Origin of the sequence: Streptomyces rubrogriseus, assembly GCF_027947575.1 — a bacterium.
Taxonomy (GTDB): Bacteria; Actinomycetota; Actinomycetes; order Streptomycetales; family Streptomycetaceae; genus Streptomyces; species Streptomyces rubrogriseus.
The window spans coordinates 3,990,832-4,007,424 of the sequence record NZ_CP116256.1; the positions used below are offsets into that span (position 1 = coordinate 3,990,832).

Genomic DNA, 16,593 nt, shown 5'->3' on the forward strand with positions numbered 1-16,593 from the left:
CCGCACCATGCCCGCACCGCACAGCAGACCCGTCCCCTCCCGACGCCAGGTCCTGTTCACCGCGTCGGCCGCCGCGGCCGCCACCGCGATCCCGACCGCACCCGCCGGGGCGGCCCCCACCGCACCCGCCGCGCCGAGCCCCGTCGAGCGCCGCCGCGGCACCCCGGCCGACGGACGGCACGCGGCGCCCACGCCCCGCGCTGGACGCCTTCCCGCTCTCGGCCGTCCGCCTCCTCGACAGCCCCTTCCGCGCCAACATGCGGCGCACCTGCGCGTACCTCCTCTTCGTGGACCCCGACCGGCTGCTGCACACCTTCCGGCTCAACGCCGGCCTGCCCTCCTCGGCCGAGCCCTGCGGCGGCTGGGAGGCCCCCGACGTCCAACTGCGCGGCCACACCACCGGACATCTCCTCAGCGCCCTGGCCCAGGCACACGCGAGCACCGGCGAGCGTGCCTATGCGGACCGGGCCCGGCTGCTCGTCTCGGCGCTGGCCGAGTGCCAGCGGGCGGCGCCCGCGGCCGGGTTCAGCCGCGGCTACCTCTCGGCGTTCCCGGAATCGGTCTTCGACCAGCTGGAGGCCGGGGGCAAGCCCTGGGCGCCGTACTACACCCTGCACAAGATCATGGCCGGTCTCCTCGACCAGTACCGGCTCAGCGGGAACCGGGAGGCGTTCGACGTCCTGCTGGAGATGGCCGCCTGGGTCGAGGCCCGTACGGCCCCGCTCTCGCGCGAGCGGATGCAGAGCGTGCTCAAGGTCGAGTTCGGCGGCATGAACGACGTCCTCGCCCGGCTCCACCTGGAGACCGGCGACCCGGTGCACCTGCGCACCGCACGCCGCTTCGACCACGACGAGCTGTACACACCGCTCGCCGCGGGCCGCGACGAACTCGCCGGGCGGCACGCCAACACCGAGATCGCCAAGGTGGTCGGTGCCGTACCGGCCTACGAGGCCACCGGCGACCGGCGCTACCTGGACATCGCCGACACCTTCTGGACCACCGTCGTACGCCACCACTCGTACGCCATCGGCGGCAACTCCAACCAGGAACTCTTCGGACCGCCGGACGAGATCGCGAGCCGGCTCTCGGAGGTCACCTGCGAGAACTGCAACAGCTACAACATGCTCAAGCTCGGCCGGGACCTCTTCCGCCACGACCCCGAACGCACCGAGTACCTGGACCACTACGAGTGGACGCTGTACAACCAGATGCTCGCCGAGCAGGACCCCGACTCGGCGCACGGCTTCGTCACCTACTACACGGGGCTGTGGGCGGGCTCGCGGCGCGAACCGAAGGGCGGCCTCGGCTCGGCCCCCGGCAGCTACAGCGCGGACTACGACAACTTCTCCTGCGACCACGGCACGGGCCTGGAGACGCACACCAAGTTCGCCGACACCGTCTACTTCCGCACACCCGGCACCCGCAGGCCCGCGCTCCACGTCAACCTGTTCATCCCCTCCGAAGTGCGCTGGGACGAACTGGGCGTGACGCTCCGCCAGGAGAGCGACATGCCCACCGGCGACCGCACCCGTCTGACCGTCACCGGGGGAGAGGCCCGGTTCTCGCTGCGGATCCGCGTGCCCGGCTGGCTGGCGGGGAGCGATCGCCACGCCGAGCTGACGGTGAACGGCCGACGCGCCGGCGGACGCCTCGAACCGGGCACCTACGCGACGGTGACACGTCGCTGGCGGACCGGGGACCGCGTCGAACTGGTCCTGCCCCGCACTCCCGTCTGGCGCCCGGCTCCCGACAATCCGCAGGTCAAGAGCGTGTCGTACGGCCCGCTCGTCCTGGCGGGCGGCTACGGGGACACGCCGCTCGCCACGCTGCCCGCCATCCGCCCCGAGACGCTGCGCCGCACATCGGGCGAGCCGACCCGGTTCACGGCCCTGGCGGACGGCCGGCAGGTCCCCCTACGCCCCTTCCACGAGATCCACCACCAGCGCTACAACGTGTACTGGTCCGTCGCACCGCCGCCCGCACCCCCCGGTGACGTGGCCCGCTACCCCCTCGACGAAGGGGGCGGCACCTCGGTGACCGACCGCACGGGGGCGTTCGCCGACGGCTCCCTGGCCGGTGGCGCCACCTGGAGCACCGACGGCGACACGACCGCGGTGACGCTCGACGGGCGCGGCGGGCACGTCGTCCTGCCCGCCGGACTGCCCGGCGGACTGGCGGAGTTGACCGTGTCCGCCCGGGTCCGCGTGGACACCCTCGTCCCCTCCGTCCGCGTCTTCGACCTGGGCTACAGCAAGGACACGTACCTCTTCCTCACCGCGACCACGGGCGCCGGGAAGGCCCGCGCCGCCCTGAAGATCGCCGGAATGGAGGCCGAGGACTTCGTCGACGCCGCAGGACCGCTGCCCCTCGGCCGATGGACGCACGTGGCGCTCACCCTCGCCGGGGGCACCGGTGTGCTCTACGTCGACGGAACGGAAGCCGGGCGGAACCCGGCGATGGTCGCCGGTCCCCTCCTGCTCGGCCGGACGAGCCGGAACTACCTGGGCCGGTCGCAGAACAGCACCCACCCGTACCTGCACGGCGCCGTCCGTGACTTCCGGCTGCACAACCGCGCCCTCACCGCCTACCAGGTACGGCAGCTGGCCCAGGGCTGACCACCACCACCGCGGCCCTCCGCACCACCCCACCACCCGGGAGCACAGCCATGCCCGAACACCCCCTGTCCAGACGCCGTTTCGTGGCCGCGGCCGGCGCCACCGGCGCCCTGGTCGCCGTCGGCCTGCCCGACGCCGCCCACGCCGCCGGTCTACCGGCCGACCCGGCCCGCCACGAGCGCGACGCCTGGTCCGCCCGGCACTTCGCCGACCCGCGCCACGACAGCCGCCCCACCGTCTACTGGTACTGGAACGGCCCGGTCACGCCCGAACTGGTGGACCGCCAGCTCGCGGACCTCAGGTCCAAGGGCATGTACGAGGTGATCCTCTTCTCCTTCGACAACGCCGAGATGACGCCGGTGTTCTTCACCGAGGAGTGGTTCGACATCGTCGGCCACGTCCTGCGCACCGCCGAACGCACCGGAATGCGCGTCTGGTTGTTCAACGACGACCACTTCCCCAGCGGGCGGGCCGGCGAGTTCATCGTCAAGGGCGGACAGGTCGGCACCCGCACCTACGCCCCCCGGCCCGAGCTGCGGCTGAAGGCGCTCGCCCGCTCCACCACCGTGGTGCGCGGGCCCGCGTCGATCGATCTCCGGCACAGCACCGGCCTCGGCGTGGACGCGGGACGGCTGGTCGCGGACGCCGCGGTGCTCGACGGTGCCGCCGTCCTGCGGGACAGCACGGGGTGGGGCGAGTGCACCGTCACCGGCAGCGCGAAGGCCGAGCACGGCGCGGCCGGACTCCTCGTACGGGCCTCGGCCGACGGGCGCACCGGATACGCCGTCGCCTTCGACCAGACCGGCGTGGTCACCGTGGAGCGGCTGACCGACGGTGCCGAACCGGCCGAACTGCTGCGCAGCACCCGCACCGACGGCTTCAACAAGACCAAGTTCCACACCCTCCATGTCGCCCTCCGCGCCGACGGCCTCTCCGTCACCCTCGACGGCAAGGACAAGGGCACCCTGGAGGACCTGACCGAGCGGACGGGCGGAGTCGGCGTGCGCGCCGTCGGCGACCAGCGCGCGGTGTGGGAGAGCCTCACCGTCGAGGCGGCCGACGGCACCAGCCTGTACACCGGCTCCTTCGACCGCTCCGCCGCCGCGGGCGACTTCCCCGAACGCGCGCTGCCGGCCGCGGGGTTCACCGTCGCGGCCGCCGCCGCCCGGCCCACGGCGGCCACCGCCGCCACCGACGTCGTGGACCTGACCGACCGCCTCACCGGCGGCCACACCTGGCAGGTCCCGGCGGGGGAGTGGCAGGTCGACCTCTTCGGCGGCGTGCTCCTCGCCGACGACAGCCAGGGCTACAGCCGCAGCTACGTCGACCTGCTCGACGACGAACCCGTCGAGCTGTTCCTGGACATCCTCCCCGGCGAGTACCACCGCCGGTTCGGGCGCTACTTCGGCACGGTCGTCCCCGGTTTCTGGGACGACGAGCCGTTCTTCGCCTCGGCCGAGGCCCACTTCAAGCGCCTGCCGTGGTCACCCGCCCTCGACCGCGCCCTGCGCACCGTCGGCGTCACCCCCGGCACCGCCTACGCCGCCGCGTTCGACGACCTCGGCCGCTCCGGCCGCATCGCCCGCGGAAACTACTGGAAGGCCGTCTCCGACCGCTTCGCCACCGCCTTCCGCAAGCAGGCCCAGTGGTACGAGAAGCGCGGCGTCGCCCTGATCACCAACCCCCTCTACGACGAGACCGCCCCCGCCAAGCGCATCGCCTCCACCGGCGACCTGCACAAGGTCAACCAGTGGGCCCAGGTGCCCGGCGGCGACATCATCACCGCCGAGTACGTGGCGGGCGAGCCCACCATGATCCCGCGCAACCCGGTGTCGGTGGCCCACCAGATGGGCCGCGAGCGGGCCCTGCTGGAGATGTTCGGCAACATGGGCTGGCAGGTCACCCCGGGCTTCGTGCACGCCACCGTCGGCGCGCAGGCCGCCCGCGGCGTCAATCTGACGGTGCTGCACGCCCTGTGGACCGACGAGAGCCGCGTGTACTTCCCGCCGCCCTTCGGCCCGCGCGCCCCCTGGTGGTGGGCCATGCGGCCGCTCGCCGAGTGGATCGGCCGGGTCATGGAGGCCGGCCGCGGCATCTCCGCCGCCCGCACCGCGCTGCTGCAGCCGCAGCGGGCCGCCGAGCAGTGGACCGGCACGGACCGGCAGCAGGACGTGGACGGCCCGCTCGCCGAGGCGGCCTACGCCCTGGAACGCGCCCAGGTGGACTTCGACCTGCTGCACGAGGGCGCCCTGACCCGGGACCCCGCGCTGCTGGCCCACGCCGAGGTGCGCAAGGGACGCCTGGCCGTCGGGGCGGCCGCCTACGACCTCGTCGTGATCCCGCGGACACCGGTCCTGGACGCCGACGGGGTGCGCGTGCTGCGCGAGTTCGTCCGGGCCGGCGGCACCGTGATCGCGGTGGGGGCGCTCGACACCGAGGAGGCCGACGGCGGCGACCGCACCCTCGCCCACGCACTCTCCGACCTGTTCGGCGACCGGGTTCCGGCGCGCCGCTCCCTGGGCCGCGGACACGCCGTCCGGGTCGCGGACACCGGGGCACTGGGAGCCGCCGCCGTCGAGTCCGGCACCGCGGCCGCCGTCCTGGACCCGGCCCAGGACGCCGTGCGGGTACTGCGGGTGCGCCGGGGCCCCGACACCGTCTTCCTGATCAACAACGAGAGCGGCGCGCAGGTGCGCACCGTCGCGGCGCTCCCGGCCACCGGCCTGCCCGAGACCTGGGATCCCGCGACCGGCACCGGCGGACCCGCGCCCGTGTACCGGGCCACGAAGGACGGCGTACGGGTGCCGCTGGACCTGGAGCCCTACCGGACCACCGTGGTCGTGGTCCGCGGCGGCCGGGGCGACCGGCCCCACCTCACCGAATCGACCGTGCCCGTCCGGTCCGTGGAGCGCCACGGGCCCGTGCTCCGCGCCACGGTGGAGGCCTCGGCGGCCGGAACCCACCGACTCTCCGGCGTCGACGGCGGCCACCGCTACCACGGCACCGTGCGCATCGACGACCCGCTCGCCCCGCTCCCGGTGGACGGCGACTGGACCCTCACCTTCGAACGCGAGGGCGCCGGACCCGTCACCGGACCGCTGGGGAGTTGGACGGAGCACGACGAGCTGTTCTCCGGCAGCGGCACGTACACCACCGACATCGATGTCGACGCCGCCCGGCTGCACGGCCGCCGCGTCCTGGTGGACCTCGGGGACGTCCGCGACGTCGCGGAGGTGTCCGTCAACGGCACCGCGCTGCCGCCGCTGCTGTGGGCGCCGTTCGTGGCCGACGTCACCGGGCACCTCGGGGCCGGGCGCAACACGCTGCGGGTCCGGGTCGCCAACACGCTGTCCAACGAACGCAAGAAGCCACTGCCGTCCGGCCTGCTCGGCCCCGTGACCCTGCGCTTCCGGCGCAGGACCACCGTCGAACTGCGCCGCGTCTGAACCAGCCCCCGGCCCCGTCCGCCCCTCTTCTCCCAGCCCTCCCTGCGCCCTGTCCGATTCCCCCGCGCCATGTGCGAACCACCTCACCCACCCCACCCCGTCCGTACCAGCCCGCCCGGCAAGGAGCCGCCATGCCCGGAACGAACCCGCTCGGCAGACACCGAACCGCCGCCGCCCTCGCCGGTGTCACCGCCTTCGTCACCCTGCTGGCCGGCGCGGTCACCGCCGACGCCGCGACCACCGGCGCCATAGCCCCGACCGAGCTGCGCACCCAGCACCTGACCGAGGCCCTCGGCATCGACGACACCACCCCCGAACTCGGCTGGCAGACCACCGCCGACGCCCCGAACACGCGCCAGACCGCCTACCGTGTCCAGGCCGCCAGCTCCCTCCAGCGGCTCCGCGCCTCCCGACCCGACCTGTGGGACTCCGGGAAGGTGGAGTCGGCGGTGCCCGGGACGACGTACGCCGGGAAGGACCCGGGCTCCCGGGCCAAGGTGTACTGGCGCGTCATGCTCTGGTCCGGCGACGGGAAGCGGCACAGCGGCTGGAGCACCACCGCCGCCTTCGAGACCGGCCTGACCCGTCAGTCGGACTGGGACGCGCAGTGGATCACCCACCCCGACTGGCGGCTGAGCGAGAGGACCGTCGAACCGGTCGTCGTCCGCCTGCCCCGCACCACCGCCCGCTTCGTACGACTGGACGTCACCCGGCTCGGCCTGCCGCTCGCCGAGTCCTTCCCGGACCGCACCTGGCGCCTCCAGCTCGGTGAGATCGACGTCCGCGACTCCGGCACCGCCACCACCGGCCTGGCCCGCGGGGCCGCGGTCACCGCGTCCGAGAGCAACACCGTGCGCAAGACCTGGGAACCCGCCCTCGCCGTCGACGGCCTGCCCAACAGCGCCCTGCAGACCGCGGCGGGCTACGCGAGCGCCGCGCACACCGGTCCGGACGTCTCCGACGCGCCGATCACCCTCACCCTCGACCTGAAGACCGCGAAGACCTTCGACGAGGTGGCGGTCTACCCCCGCGCCGACGTCCTGACCGACGACGGCCGGATCCCCGGCCTCCCCGTCGACTACACCGTCTCCTCCGCCGACAGCGCCGAAGGACCCGCCACACGGCTCGCCGAGGTCACCGGCCAACGGCAGCCCACCCCCTACCTGCCCGCCGGACTGCCCCTGCTCACCGACGACTTCACCCTGCCGAAGCGGGTCCGCAGCGCCCGCCTCTACATCGCGGGACTGGGCGTCTACGAGGCGACCGTCAACGGCGAACCGGTGGGCGACGCGGTCCTGGAGCCGGCCAACACGGACTACGCCGAACGTGTCCAGTACGCCACCTACGACGTCACCGACCAACTGCGCACCGGCGCCAACACCCTCGGCGTCGGCCTCGGCAACGGCATGTCCAACGTCGTCAGCACCGCCGACCGCTACCGCAAGCTCTACGGCAACCTCAGCGACCCCAAACTGATCGCCCGCCTGGAGGTGACCCTGGCCGACGGCCGGGTGCGCACGATCACCAGCGGCGACGACTGGCGCACCACGCTGGGCCCGACCACCGCCTCCAACTGGTACGGCGGCGAGGACTACGACGCCCGCCGCGAGATCGCGCGGTGGGACCAGCCCTCCGGCGACCGGCGCGGCTGGCGGCACACGGTTGAGGTGGCGGGCCCCGGCACCGCCGGCCGACCCGCCCTGCTCAGCGCCCGTGAGACCGAGCCGATCCGCGTCGTGGAGACCCTGAAGGGCAAGGAGGTCGACGGCGCCGAGGGCAGCCGCGTCTTCGACCTGGGCCGCAACATCGCGGGCTGGCCGGAGATCACCGTCAGCGCGCCGAAGGGCACCCCGATCCGCGTCTACCCGGCCGAGAGCCTCAAGGACGGCCACGCCTTCCAGTCCATCAGCAACGTCGGCGCCCCTCTGTGGGACAGCTACACCACCGGTGGCCGGGACGCCGAGACCTGGCACCCCCGCTTCAGCTACCACGGCTTCCGCTACCTGGAACTGCGGGGCGTGCCCGAGAACGCGACGGTGAGCGTCCGAGGACACGTACTGCGCACAGACAACACCTCGGCCGGCGACTTCACCAGCTCCGACCCGCTGATCAACGGCATCCACTCGCTGATCCGCCGCTCCATCGAGGGCAACATGATGAGCGTGCTCACCGACTGCCCGAGCCGCGAGAAGCTGGGCTGGCTCGAACAGAACCAGCTCGTCTTCCCCGCCCTCGCGGGCAACTACGACATGCGGTCCTACCTCCGCAAGATCGTCCGGGACATGGCCGACGCGCAGACCACCGACGGGCTGGTGCCGAGCACCGTCCCGGAGTACACCAGCCTCCCGGGCGCCTACCGCAACGACGCCAACTGGGGCGGCGCCTTCGTCCTCGTCCCCTGGCAGCTCTACCTCACCTACGGAGACCGCCAGACCCTGGAGACGTACTACCCGGACATGCGGCGCTACGCCGCCTTCCTGGAGACCCAGGTCGCCGACGGCATCCTCGACTACGGCCTGGGCGACTGGTTCACCCCGGACCGGACCTTCCCCCGCGCGGTGGCGGGCACGTACGGGTACTGGCGCGTGGTCGACACCCTCGGCCGCATCGCCTCGCTCCTCGGCGACACCGCCGAGGCCGACGCGTACCGCCACAAGGCCGCCGCGAGCGTCGAGGCACTGACGGCGAAGTACTACGACGCCACCACGGGCACCTTCGGCGGCGGCGGACACGGCGCCGAGGCACTCGCCCTCGACATGGGCGCCTATCCGGAAGGGGAGCGGGACCGTCTGCTCGCCCACTTCACCGGCGCCATCGAGGACGCCGGAAACCACCTGGTCCTGGGCGAGATCTCGCTGCCCGCCGCCTTCCGGGTGCTGAGCGGGGCGGACCGCGACGACCTCGTGCACGCCATCGCCACGCAGACGACCAGCCCCAGTTACGGCTACCAGGTACTCGCGGGCAACACCACCCTGGGCGAGTCCTGGGACGGCGGACCCGGCCAGTCCCAGAACCACTTCATGCTCGGCGCCATCGACTCCTGGTTCACCACCCGCGTCGCCGGCATTTCCCAGACCGAGGACTCGGTCGGCTACGCGAAACTCCTCGTCGACCCGGCGGTGGAGGGCGACATGACCTCCGCGGCGGGCTCCTACCGCACCCCCTACGGCGTCGCACGCACCGACTGGGAACGCTCGGACGACCGCTTCCGCCTCACCGTGGACGTCCCCGCCGGCAGCACCGCGGAGGTGCACGTACCGGTCGGCGGCAGCCGTGCGCAGGCACCCGACGGGGCACGGCTGCTGCGCCTGACGGGAGACGAGGCCGTGTACGAGGTCGGCTCGGGCCACTGGACCTTCCGGTCGACCATGGCCAGCGGGCGCTAGGACGCGGAGCCGGGCGGGGCGGGACGGCCGACCGTAGGTCGCGCTCGCCCCGCCCGGCATGTCGCGGTCCGGGCCGGCACGACGGTCGGCCAGGATTCGGTCCGGGGCCCGGACGAGGCGAGGAGAGGACCACGGAAGGCGATCGGTCTCGGGATCTCCCGCCGGGGTCACGGCAGTGCGCGGACACATGGGCCGCGCGGTTGCTGACCTTCTCAGCGGGGGCCGTCAACGCCTGGGGTTTCCTCTCCCTCGGCGGCGTCTTCACCAGCGTGGTCACCGCCAACTCGGCGTTGATCGGGGTGGGGCTGGGCGGCGCGGACCCGACCCTCGGCGGCCTGGCCGCCGTCGCGGTGCTCTGCTACGTGCTCGGCGCGGCGGCAGCCGGCCGGGCGGCCGGTCACGCGCAACGTGGCGGTCGCCCGCACCGGGCCGACTTCCTCCTGCTCGAACTCCTCCTGCTGTGGGCCGTCGTCGGGTGGTGGCTCGCCGTGGACGGGGACCCGTCGGGCGGGGAGCGCACGGCGATGCTGGGTACGGTGGCGGCCGCGATGGGCTGCCAGAACGCCGGTGTCCGCGTCGCGATGGGCGCACAGCTGCCGACCGCGTACCTGACGGGTCTGCTGACCGGGGCCGTCACCGACGCGGTGACGGACCGGCGCATCCAGTGGCGCGTCCTGGTCACGACGATCACCCTGATCCTGGGCGCGGCCGCCGCCACGCTGCTGGAGCGGCTGCTGCCCCAAGCCGCTCCGCTGCTCCCCGCGCTGCTGGTGACGGCGGCGTGGCTGACGGTGCACGCGCGTACGGGGGTGCGGCGCGCGTCCTGACGCGCCGCACCCCCCGTGTCGCCCGAGCCGCGGGTCCCGTGGTCAGTCCAGGTGACCCACCCGGAACGTCGTCGTGTACTCCCGCTCCTCGCCGGGTTCCAGGAAGGTCATGGAGCCGTCCTCCCGGGCCGCGGCCTCGCCCTGCACATGGTGCGTGGACGGTTCGAAGCCGACCGCGTAGGCGCCCTCGCGCAGGTGCAGCCACTGGAAGAAGGACGGGAACCGGACCGTGTCGAACTCCAGCTCGAAGTAGACGCCGAGGCGTTCGTTGACCAGGCGGGGCCGGGCCAGACCCGCCGCGTCGGCCTCCAGTTCGTGCTCGTACACCTGCTCGACGAAGCCCGGCAGCGGGGCGGGCATCCCGGTGTGCGAGACGCCCTGTTCGGCGACGCTGTCGCTGCGCCACAGGGTGCGGTGCGGCGGCAGCTCGTAGCGTGCGCCCTCGTCGAGGAAGGGCCAGCCGACGTTGACGTGGTACAGGTACATGTGCGGCGTCGGGTCGAAGCCGGCGTTGCGCACCCGGTCGGTCAGACGGATCTCGCTGCCGTCCAGGTCGGCCTCGATGCGGCGGGTGAGCCGCAGATGCTCCCCGAAGATCGCGGCCTGGCGCACCTCGCCCTCCGCCCAGAGCACGCAGCGGCCGTCGTCCTGCCACCGCTCGCCGTACCCGGTCAGCCGGGCCGGCAGGTTGGCGACCCGCCCGTGGAGGGCGTGCACGGCGGTGCGCCGTGGCGGGTAGCGGTACTGCGAGGCGTCCACCTCGGCGCCGAAGAGCGTGTGGTCCAGGCCCGCGGTGAGCAGCAGCCCCGAGAAGCTGCGCATCATGGACAGGCCGTCGTCGTCGCGGTACTCGTGCAGACCGGGGTGCCGGAAGCCCGTCGCCGAGCGCCAGCCGAAGCCCAGGCCTTCGAACTCGGCCCCGCCCAGGTCCATCGCCCGGTCCACCAGCACGTCGAACGACAGTCCGGCGCCGGTCCGGAACTCCAGCGTGCGGATGCCGCGTTCGGAGCCGTCGTCCAGGACGACGGACCGCACCCCGCCCGCCGCGCTCAGGTCGCCCGCGTGCCGGGCGAGGGACCGCCGGTCGTGGGAACGTCCGTACAGCTTCACGCCATCACCCACCCTCCGTTGACCTCGAGGCACTGACCCGTGACGAACGAGGCGTCCGGGCCGGTGAGGAAGGACACCACCGAGGCCAGTTCCTCGGGCCGCCCGCGCCGCTTCAGGGCCTGGTGGTCGAGTACGTGCCGCCGGTAGGCCGCGGGGTCCTCGTGGATGTCCTCGGCCGCGGTCGGAAAGGCGCCGGGGGAGACGCAGTTGACGCGGATCTCGGCAGGACCCAGCTCCCGGGCCAGCGCGCGGGTCAGGGCGACGGCGGCCCCCTTGGTGGAGACGTAGGCGGCCAGGGAGTCCCAGCCGCCGTGCATCGTGATCGAGGCGACGTTGACGATCGCCCCGCCGCCCGTCTCCGTCATGTGCCGGGCGGCGGCTTGCGCGGCGACCCAGTACGCACGCTGGTTGACCGCCACCACCTCCTCGTACTCGGCGAGCGGTACGTCGAGGAAGGCCCGGCTCGGGTACACGGCCGCGTTGTTGACCAGCACGTGCAGCGGACCCAGTTCGGACACGGTTCGCTCCACGGACGCCTCGACGGCCCGCGCGTCGCGCAGGTCGGTGGTGAGGGCGAGCGCGCGTGCGCCCGTCTTCTCGACCAGCGCGGCGGTGTTCCCCAGGGACTCGGCGTCGCGGTCGAGTACGGCGACGTCGAGTCCGTCGGCGGCCAGCCGGACGGCGGTGGCCCGTCCGAGGGCGCCACCGGCACCCGTCACGAGTGCGGCTCGGGGTTGCTTCATGACGTTCCTCTCAGCGCTTGTGGAAGACGGGGGTGCGCTTCTCGGCGAACGCGCGCCTGCCCTCGGCCGCGTCCTCGGTGGCGAAGCAGACGGTCTGCAGGTCGCGCTCGTAGGCGAGCGCTTGGTCCTCGGGCAGGTTGCCGGCGGCCCGCAGGTTGATCTTCGCGGTCTCGGCGGCCACCGGGGCCCGGGAGGCGATCACGGCGGCCAGGGCACGGGCCCGGTCGAGCAGCCCGGCGCGGGGCACGACCTCGCTCACCAGATGCCAGGCCAACGCCCGCTCGGCGTCGATGCGTTCGCCGGTGAGCAGCATCAGTGCCGCGTTGCTCGGGCCGGCCGCGCGGCTCAGGAAGGCGGCCATGCCGCCGCCCCCGATCCAGCCGAGCGTGATCTCCGGTGCGCCGAAGGACGCGGTGTCCGCGGCGAGGCGTATGTCGCAGGACAGGGCGGTCTCCAGTCCGCCGCCCAGGGCGTATCCCCCCACCGCGGCGACGGTCGGCGTGCGGGCCGCGCGGATGGCGTCGCAGTAGTCGACGCGGTTGCGGAAGTCCCACGGGGTGGCGTACTGGTCGAGTGCGCCGATGTCCGAGCCGACGCTGAAGGAGCGTTCGCCCGCCCCGGTGACGACGATGGCCCGTACGTCGTCAGTGGTGTCGCACCACTCGATCGCCCTTACGAGGGCGCGGGACATGCCGGGGGTGACGGCGTTGAGTTTGGCGGGCCGGTTCAGGGTGAGGGTGGCGACCCGGTCGGTGACGTCCAGCAGGACGAGGTCGGTGCCGAGGTCGGGCGGCGGGAGGGGGCCGGTGTCGCTCATGTCTGGCGTTCCTTCGGTGTCCGGCTCGTCCGGTACAGGGCGCGCATCCGGGCGAGTGCTTCACGGTGGTCGGTCTCGCCCGCGAGCGCGGCGCGTACGGCGGCCGACGCGGCGGTCTGGAAGCCGATGTATCCGGCATGCCGAGGACGTACCCAGGCCTGCTCGCAGGTGGCGGTGGTGCCTCGGTAGAAGTCGGCGGCGACTGTTTCGGAGCTGGTCCAGGCGGCGCGGGCACTGGGCTGTCCGCTGTGCCGGGGCAGGAAGTCGCCCTGCGCCTCGGGGGACATCAGCCAGCGCACGTGGGCGAGGAGTTCGGGGGAGGGGACGCAGCGGGTGCTGAGCGCGATGCCCGTGCCGCCGAGCGTGGAGCCCGGGCGCCCGCCCGCGGTCACGGCGGGGGCGTCGGTGAAGGTCAGGCGGTCGGCGTAGGTGACGTAGCCGTACACCAGCGGGCAGTGTGCCAGCCGGTCCGTGCCGGCCATGAGTTCCAGCAGCCCGATCGGGTTGAGCGCGCGGGTCCCGGGCGGGGCGAGGGCGTCGAGGTCGGCCATCAGGTCGAGGACCGCGAGCCCCGTGTCGTCGCCGATCAGCTGGTCGGGGTCGGCGGCCGCCGGTTCCTCGCCCATAGCGACCGCGACGGAGGCGAAGGTGAGGAAGGCGTGCGGTCCGGCGAGGGACAGGGCCACGGGGGCCCGGCGGGCCAGGCGGCGTACCTCGTCCCAGGTGCCGGGCGGCTCACCGGCGAGGTCGGTCCGGGTGCCCGCGACCTGGGTGGCGGCGTCCAGCGGCAGCGCCCACTGACGGCCGTCCATGGCGTACGACCGCATGGTGGGGCCGATGGAGCCGGCGCCCCAGCGGGCCAGTTCCGCCGGGGTGAACAGGTCGTCGAGCGGCCGCAGGCACCCGGTGACCCGCGCCTCGCCGAGGTGCGGGTGGTCGAGGACGACGAGGTCGTAGCGGGCGCACAGCTCGTCGACGGGGTGGGACTCGAAGCCCTCCAGCGGCTGTACGTCCCAGTGCACGAGGCCACCCGCGCACGCGGCCAGTGCGTCGTACCCGCGGGGGTGGTCCCAGGTGAGACCGCGGTAGGGCGGGCCGGTGTGCGTCATGAGGCCGTCTCCGTCACGGCGCCGGTGGCGAACAGTTCCTCGATCTCCCCTTCCGCGAGGCCCGCTTCGGTCAGCACCTCGCGGGTGTGCTCCCCGACGAGCGGGGCGCCGCGGTCGATGCGGGGCGGGGTGGCGGAGAACCTGTAGGGGAAGCCGGGCACGGTCACGGTGCCCTCGGTGGGGTGGTCGTAGGTGACGAAGGTGCCGTTGTGGCGGATCTGGGGGTCCTGGACCAGGTCGGCGTAGCCGTAGACGGGGCCCGCCCAGATGCCGGCGGCGGCGAAGGCGTCGAGCCAGTGCCGCGAGGGCCGGGTCAGCAGCCGGGCGGCGGTGCGGGCGAAGATCTCGTCCCGGTGGGTCCAGCCGTGCTCCTCGTCCTCCATGGAAAGGAAGGTGTCCTCGCCGAGGATCTCGCCGAGCTTCTGCAACGGCGGGAAGGCCAGGACGAGATAGCCGTCGGAGGTCTGGAAGGCGCCGTAGGGCGAGCGGATGTAGACGTGGGCATGCGGTTCGGCGGAGCGGGTCTGGGGCAGCCCGCCGACGGTGTGGACCGACAGTTCCTGCATCTGGAGCGTGGTGACGGCGTCCAGCATGTTCACCGTCACCAACTGGCCCTCGCCGGTGCGTTCGCGGTGCAGCAGTGCGGCGAGCACGCCCTCGAAGGCGGTGGAGGCGGTGACGGCGTCCACGAGGTACTGGCCCGCGGCCCGCGGTGCCTCGCCCGCGCGGCCGCTGGACAGCATGGCACCCGACATCGCCTGCAACAGCAGGTCCTGGCCCGGACGTTGGGCGTAGGGGCCGTCCTCGCCGTACCCGGAGATGGAGACGTAGACGAGGGAGGGGTTGATCGCGGCCAGGGAGGCGTAGTCGACGCCCAGTCGGTCGGCTACGCCGGGGCGGTAGTTCTGGAGGAAGACGTCGGCGCTCGCGACGAGACGGCGCAGGACCTCCTTGCCCGCCGGATCCTTGAGGTCGACGGCGAGGGATCGCTTGTTGCGGTTCAGGGAGAGGAAGGAGACGTTGATCCGGTTGCCGCCCGCCCCGCCGGCCGCGGCGTGGCGCTGCCACTCCCCGGTGACCGGTTCGACCTTGACGACGTCGGCGCCGAGGTCGCCCAGGCGCTGGGCGGCGAACGGGCCGGCCATGGCGATGGAACAGTCGAGGACCCGGTATCCGGCGAGGACGCCGGGTTTGTCGCGCGAAGCCATGGGACTCCTTAGCCTGTTGTTAGCGCTATCGATAGCGCTAACATGCACGCTAGGCGGGCGCCGCTCGCAGTGTCAACGTCCCCGCCCCGACCACCTCGCGCCGTTCGGGACGGGGCCGGGGCAGCAACGAAGGGAATCCGATGAACCAGTGGCCAGACGCCGCGACCACCCTGCCCGCCGACGGAACCGGGGGCGCGCTCGTCGGCCGCGTCTGGCGCCCCGGCCTCGGGCCGTCCGTGGTGGCCGTCCGCGAGGACGGCCTGCACGACATCACCGCGGCCTTCCCGACCGTGCGCGACCTGTGCGAGACGCCGGACCCCGCCGCCCGCCTGCGGGCCGCCCGCGGCGAGCGGATCGCCGCGCTCGACGAGGTACTGGCCAACACGCCCGTCGACACCCGGGACCCGCGCCGGCCGTGGCTGCTCGCGCCGGTCGACCTGCAGGCCGTCAAGGCCGCCGGGGTCACCTTCGTCGTCTCGATGCTGGAGCGGGTGATCGAGGAACGCGTCCGCGGGGACGCCGCGGGCGCCGCCGAGGCCCGGGAGCAGATTCGCCGGCTCGTCGGCGACGACCCGGCCGCCCTGCGACCCGGCTCGGACGAGGCCGCCGCGCTCAAGGAGCTCCTGGTCGCGCAGGGGGCGTGGAGCCAGTACCTGGAGGTCGGCATCGGCCCCGACGCCGAGATCTTCACCAAGGCGCCCGTGCTGGCCGCCGTGGGCAGCGGCGCCGACGCCGGAGTCCATGCCGCCTCGCGCTGGAACAACCCGGAGCCCGAGGTGGTGCTGGCCGTCTCCTCCACCGGGGCCGTGGTCGGCGCGACACTCGGCAACGACGTCAACCTCCGCGACGTCGAAGGCCGTTCCGCACTGCTGCTGCCCCAGGCCAAGGACAACAACGCCTCGGCCGCCCTCGGCCCGTTCCTGCGCCTGTTCGAGCCGGGCTTCCGCATGGACGACGTACGGCGGGCCACGGTGACCCTGACCGTCGAGGGCGCCGACGGCTACCGGCTGGACGCCGAGTCCTCGATGGCCGCCATCAGCCGCGACCCCCTGGACCTCGTGGCGCAGCTGCTGGGCCCGCACCACCAGTACCCCGACGGCGCCGTGCTCTACCTCGGCACCATGTTCGCGCCCGTCGAGGACCGCGACGTGCCCGGGCAGGGGTTCACGCATCACGACGGCGACCTCGTCGCCGTCGCCACGCCGAAGCTCGGCACGCTCGCCAACCGGATCCGGCCGAGCGACGCCTGCGTGCCGTGGACGTTCGGCATCGCGGACCTGATGCGGGCGCTGGTGGCGCGGGGAGCACTGTGACGCCCGATATCGTTTCCGG

Annotated in this window: 10 protein-coding genes; 5 read left to right on the top strand and 5 right to left on the bottom strand. The window is 73.4% G+C overall.

Annotated elements, in window-relative coordinates:
- Positions 1-257 precede the first annotated feature (257 nt).
- The 4 genes from Sru02f_RS18265 (at position 258) to Sru02f_RS18280 (ending at position 10,274) form a co-directional block, all read left to right on the top strand.
- A complete protein-coding gene (locus Sru02f_RS18265) occupies positions 258-2,615 on the top strand; it encodes a glycoside hydrolase family 127 protein (protein WP_373103482.1) in 2,358 nt (785 codons plus the stop codon).
- A 50-nt stretch (positions 2,616-2,665) separates the two neighbouring features.
- Positions 2,666-6,061, top strand: a complete 3,396-nt coding sequence (locus tag Sru02f_RS18270; RefSeq protein WP_109031076.1) for a glycosylhydrolase-like jelly roll fold domain-containing protein — start codon at positions 2,666-2,668, stop codon at positions 6,059-6,061.
- A 131-nt stretch (positions 6,062-6,192) separates the two neighbouring features.
- Positions 6,193-9,447: a family 78 glycoside hydrolase catalytic domain gene (locus Sru02f_RS18275; RefSeq protein WP_109031077.1), complete on the top strand. Its 3,255-nt coding sequence runs from the start codon at positions 6,193-6,195 to the stop codon at positions 9,445-9,447.
- 200 nt (positions 9,448-9,647) lie between these two features.
- On the top strand, positions 9,648-10,274 hold the full coding sequence (locus Sru02f_RS18280) for a YoaK family protein (RefSeq protein ID WP_174855042.1): 627 nt from the start codon (positions 9,648-9,650) through the stop codon (positions 10,272-10,274).
- A gap of 42 nt (positions 10,275-10,316) precedes the next feature.
- Here the strand turns inward: Sru02f_RS18280 and Sru02f_RS18285 are convergent, their stop codons facing one another.
- The 5 genes from Sru02f_RS18285 to Sru02f_RS18305 are packed head-to-tail and all read right to left on the bottom strand — an operon-like array spanning position 10,317 to position 15,261.
- Positions 10,317-11,384, bottom strand: coding sequence for an aldose 1-epimerase family protein (locus Sru02f_RS18285; RefSeq protein WP_109031078.1), 1,068 nt, complete (start codon positions 11,382-11,384; stop codon positions 10,317-10,319).
- Positions 11,381-12,127 (bottom strand): SDR family NAD(P)-dependent oxidoreductase, encoded by a 747-nt coding sequence (locus Sru02f_RS18290; protein ID WP_109031079.1) that lies wholly within the window; start codon positions 12,125-12,127, stop codon positions 11,381-11,383. Before Sru02f_RS18290 ends, Sru02f_RS18285 begins: the two co-directional genes overlap by 4 nt.
- A gap of 10 nt (positions 12,128-12,137) precedes the next feature.
- The gene (locus Sru02f_RS18295) at positions 12,138-12,944 is read right to left on the bottom strand and encodes an enoyl-CoA hydratase/isomerase family protein (protein ID WP_109031080.1); all 807 of its coding nucleotides are present in this window, start codon (positions 12,942-12,944) and stop codon (positions 12,138-12,140) included.
- Complete coding sequence (locus Sru02f_RS18300) at positions 12,941-14,053, bottom strand: ABC transporter substrate-binding protein (protein WP_109031081.1); 1,113 nt, start codon at positions 14,051-14,053, stop codon at positions 12,941-12,943. The genes Sru02f_RS18295 and Sru02f_RS18300 overlap by 4 nt, the downstream gene beginning before the upstream one ends.
- Positions 14,050-15,261 (bottom strand): CaiB/BaiF CoA transferase family protein, encoded by a 1,212-nt coding sequence (locus Sru02f_RS18305; protein WP_109031082.1) that lies wholly within the window; start codon positions 15,259-15,261, stop codon positions 14,050-14,052. The genes Sru02f_RS18300 and Sru02f_RS18305 overlap by 4 nt, the downstream gene beginning before the upstream one ends.
- A 140-nt stretch (positions 15,262-15,401) precedes the next feature.
- Between Sru02f_RS18305 and Sru02f_RS18310 the strand changes: the two genes are divergently transcribed.
- A complete protein-coding gene (locus tag Sru02f_RS18310) occupies positions 15,402-16,574 on the top strand; it encodes a fumarylacetoacetate hydrolase family protein (protein WP_109031083.1) in 1,173 nt (390 codons plus the stop codon).
- Positions 16,575-16,593: the final 19 nt, after the last annotated feature.

Bases quoted from the DNA above. Each gene is read 5' to 3' on its own strand.
- Sru02f_RS18265 (WP_373103482.1), top strand. From the start codon at position 258: ATGCGGCGCACCTGCGCGTACCTCCTCTTCGTGGACCCCGACCGGCTG.
- Sru02f_RS18270 (WP_109031076.1), top strand. From the start codon at position 2,666: ATGCCCGAACACCCCCTGTCCAGACGCCGTTTCGTGGCCGCGGCCGGC.
- Sru02f_RS18275 (WP_109031077.1), top strand. From the start codon at position 6,193: ATGCCCGGAACGAACCCGCTCGGCAGACACCGAACCGCCGCCGCCCTC.
- Sru02f_RS18290 (WP_109031079.1), bottom strand. From the start codon at position 12,127: ATGAAGCAACCCCGAGCCGCACTCGTGACGGGTGCCGGTGGCGCCCTC.
- Sru02f_RS18295 (WP_109031080.1), bottom strand. From the start codon at position 12,944: ATGAGCGACACCGGCCCCCTCCCGCCGCCCGACCTCGGCACCGACCTC.
- Sru02f_RS18300 (WP_109031081.1), bottom strand. From the start codon at position 14,053: ATGACGCACACCGGCCCGCCCTACCGCGGTCTCACCTGGGACCACCCC.
- Sru02f_RS18305 (WP_109031082.1), bottom strand. From the start codon at position 15,261: ATGGCTTCGCGCGACAAACCCGGCGTCCTCGCCGGATACCGGGTCCTC.
- Sru02f_RS18310 (WP_109031083.1), top strand. From the start codon at position 15,402: ATGAACCAGTGGCCAGACGCCGCGACCACCCTGCCCGCCGACGGAACC.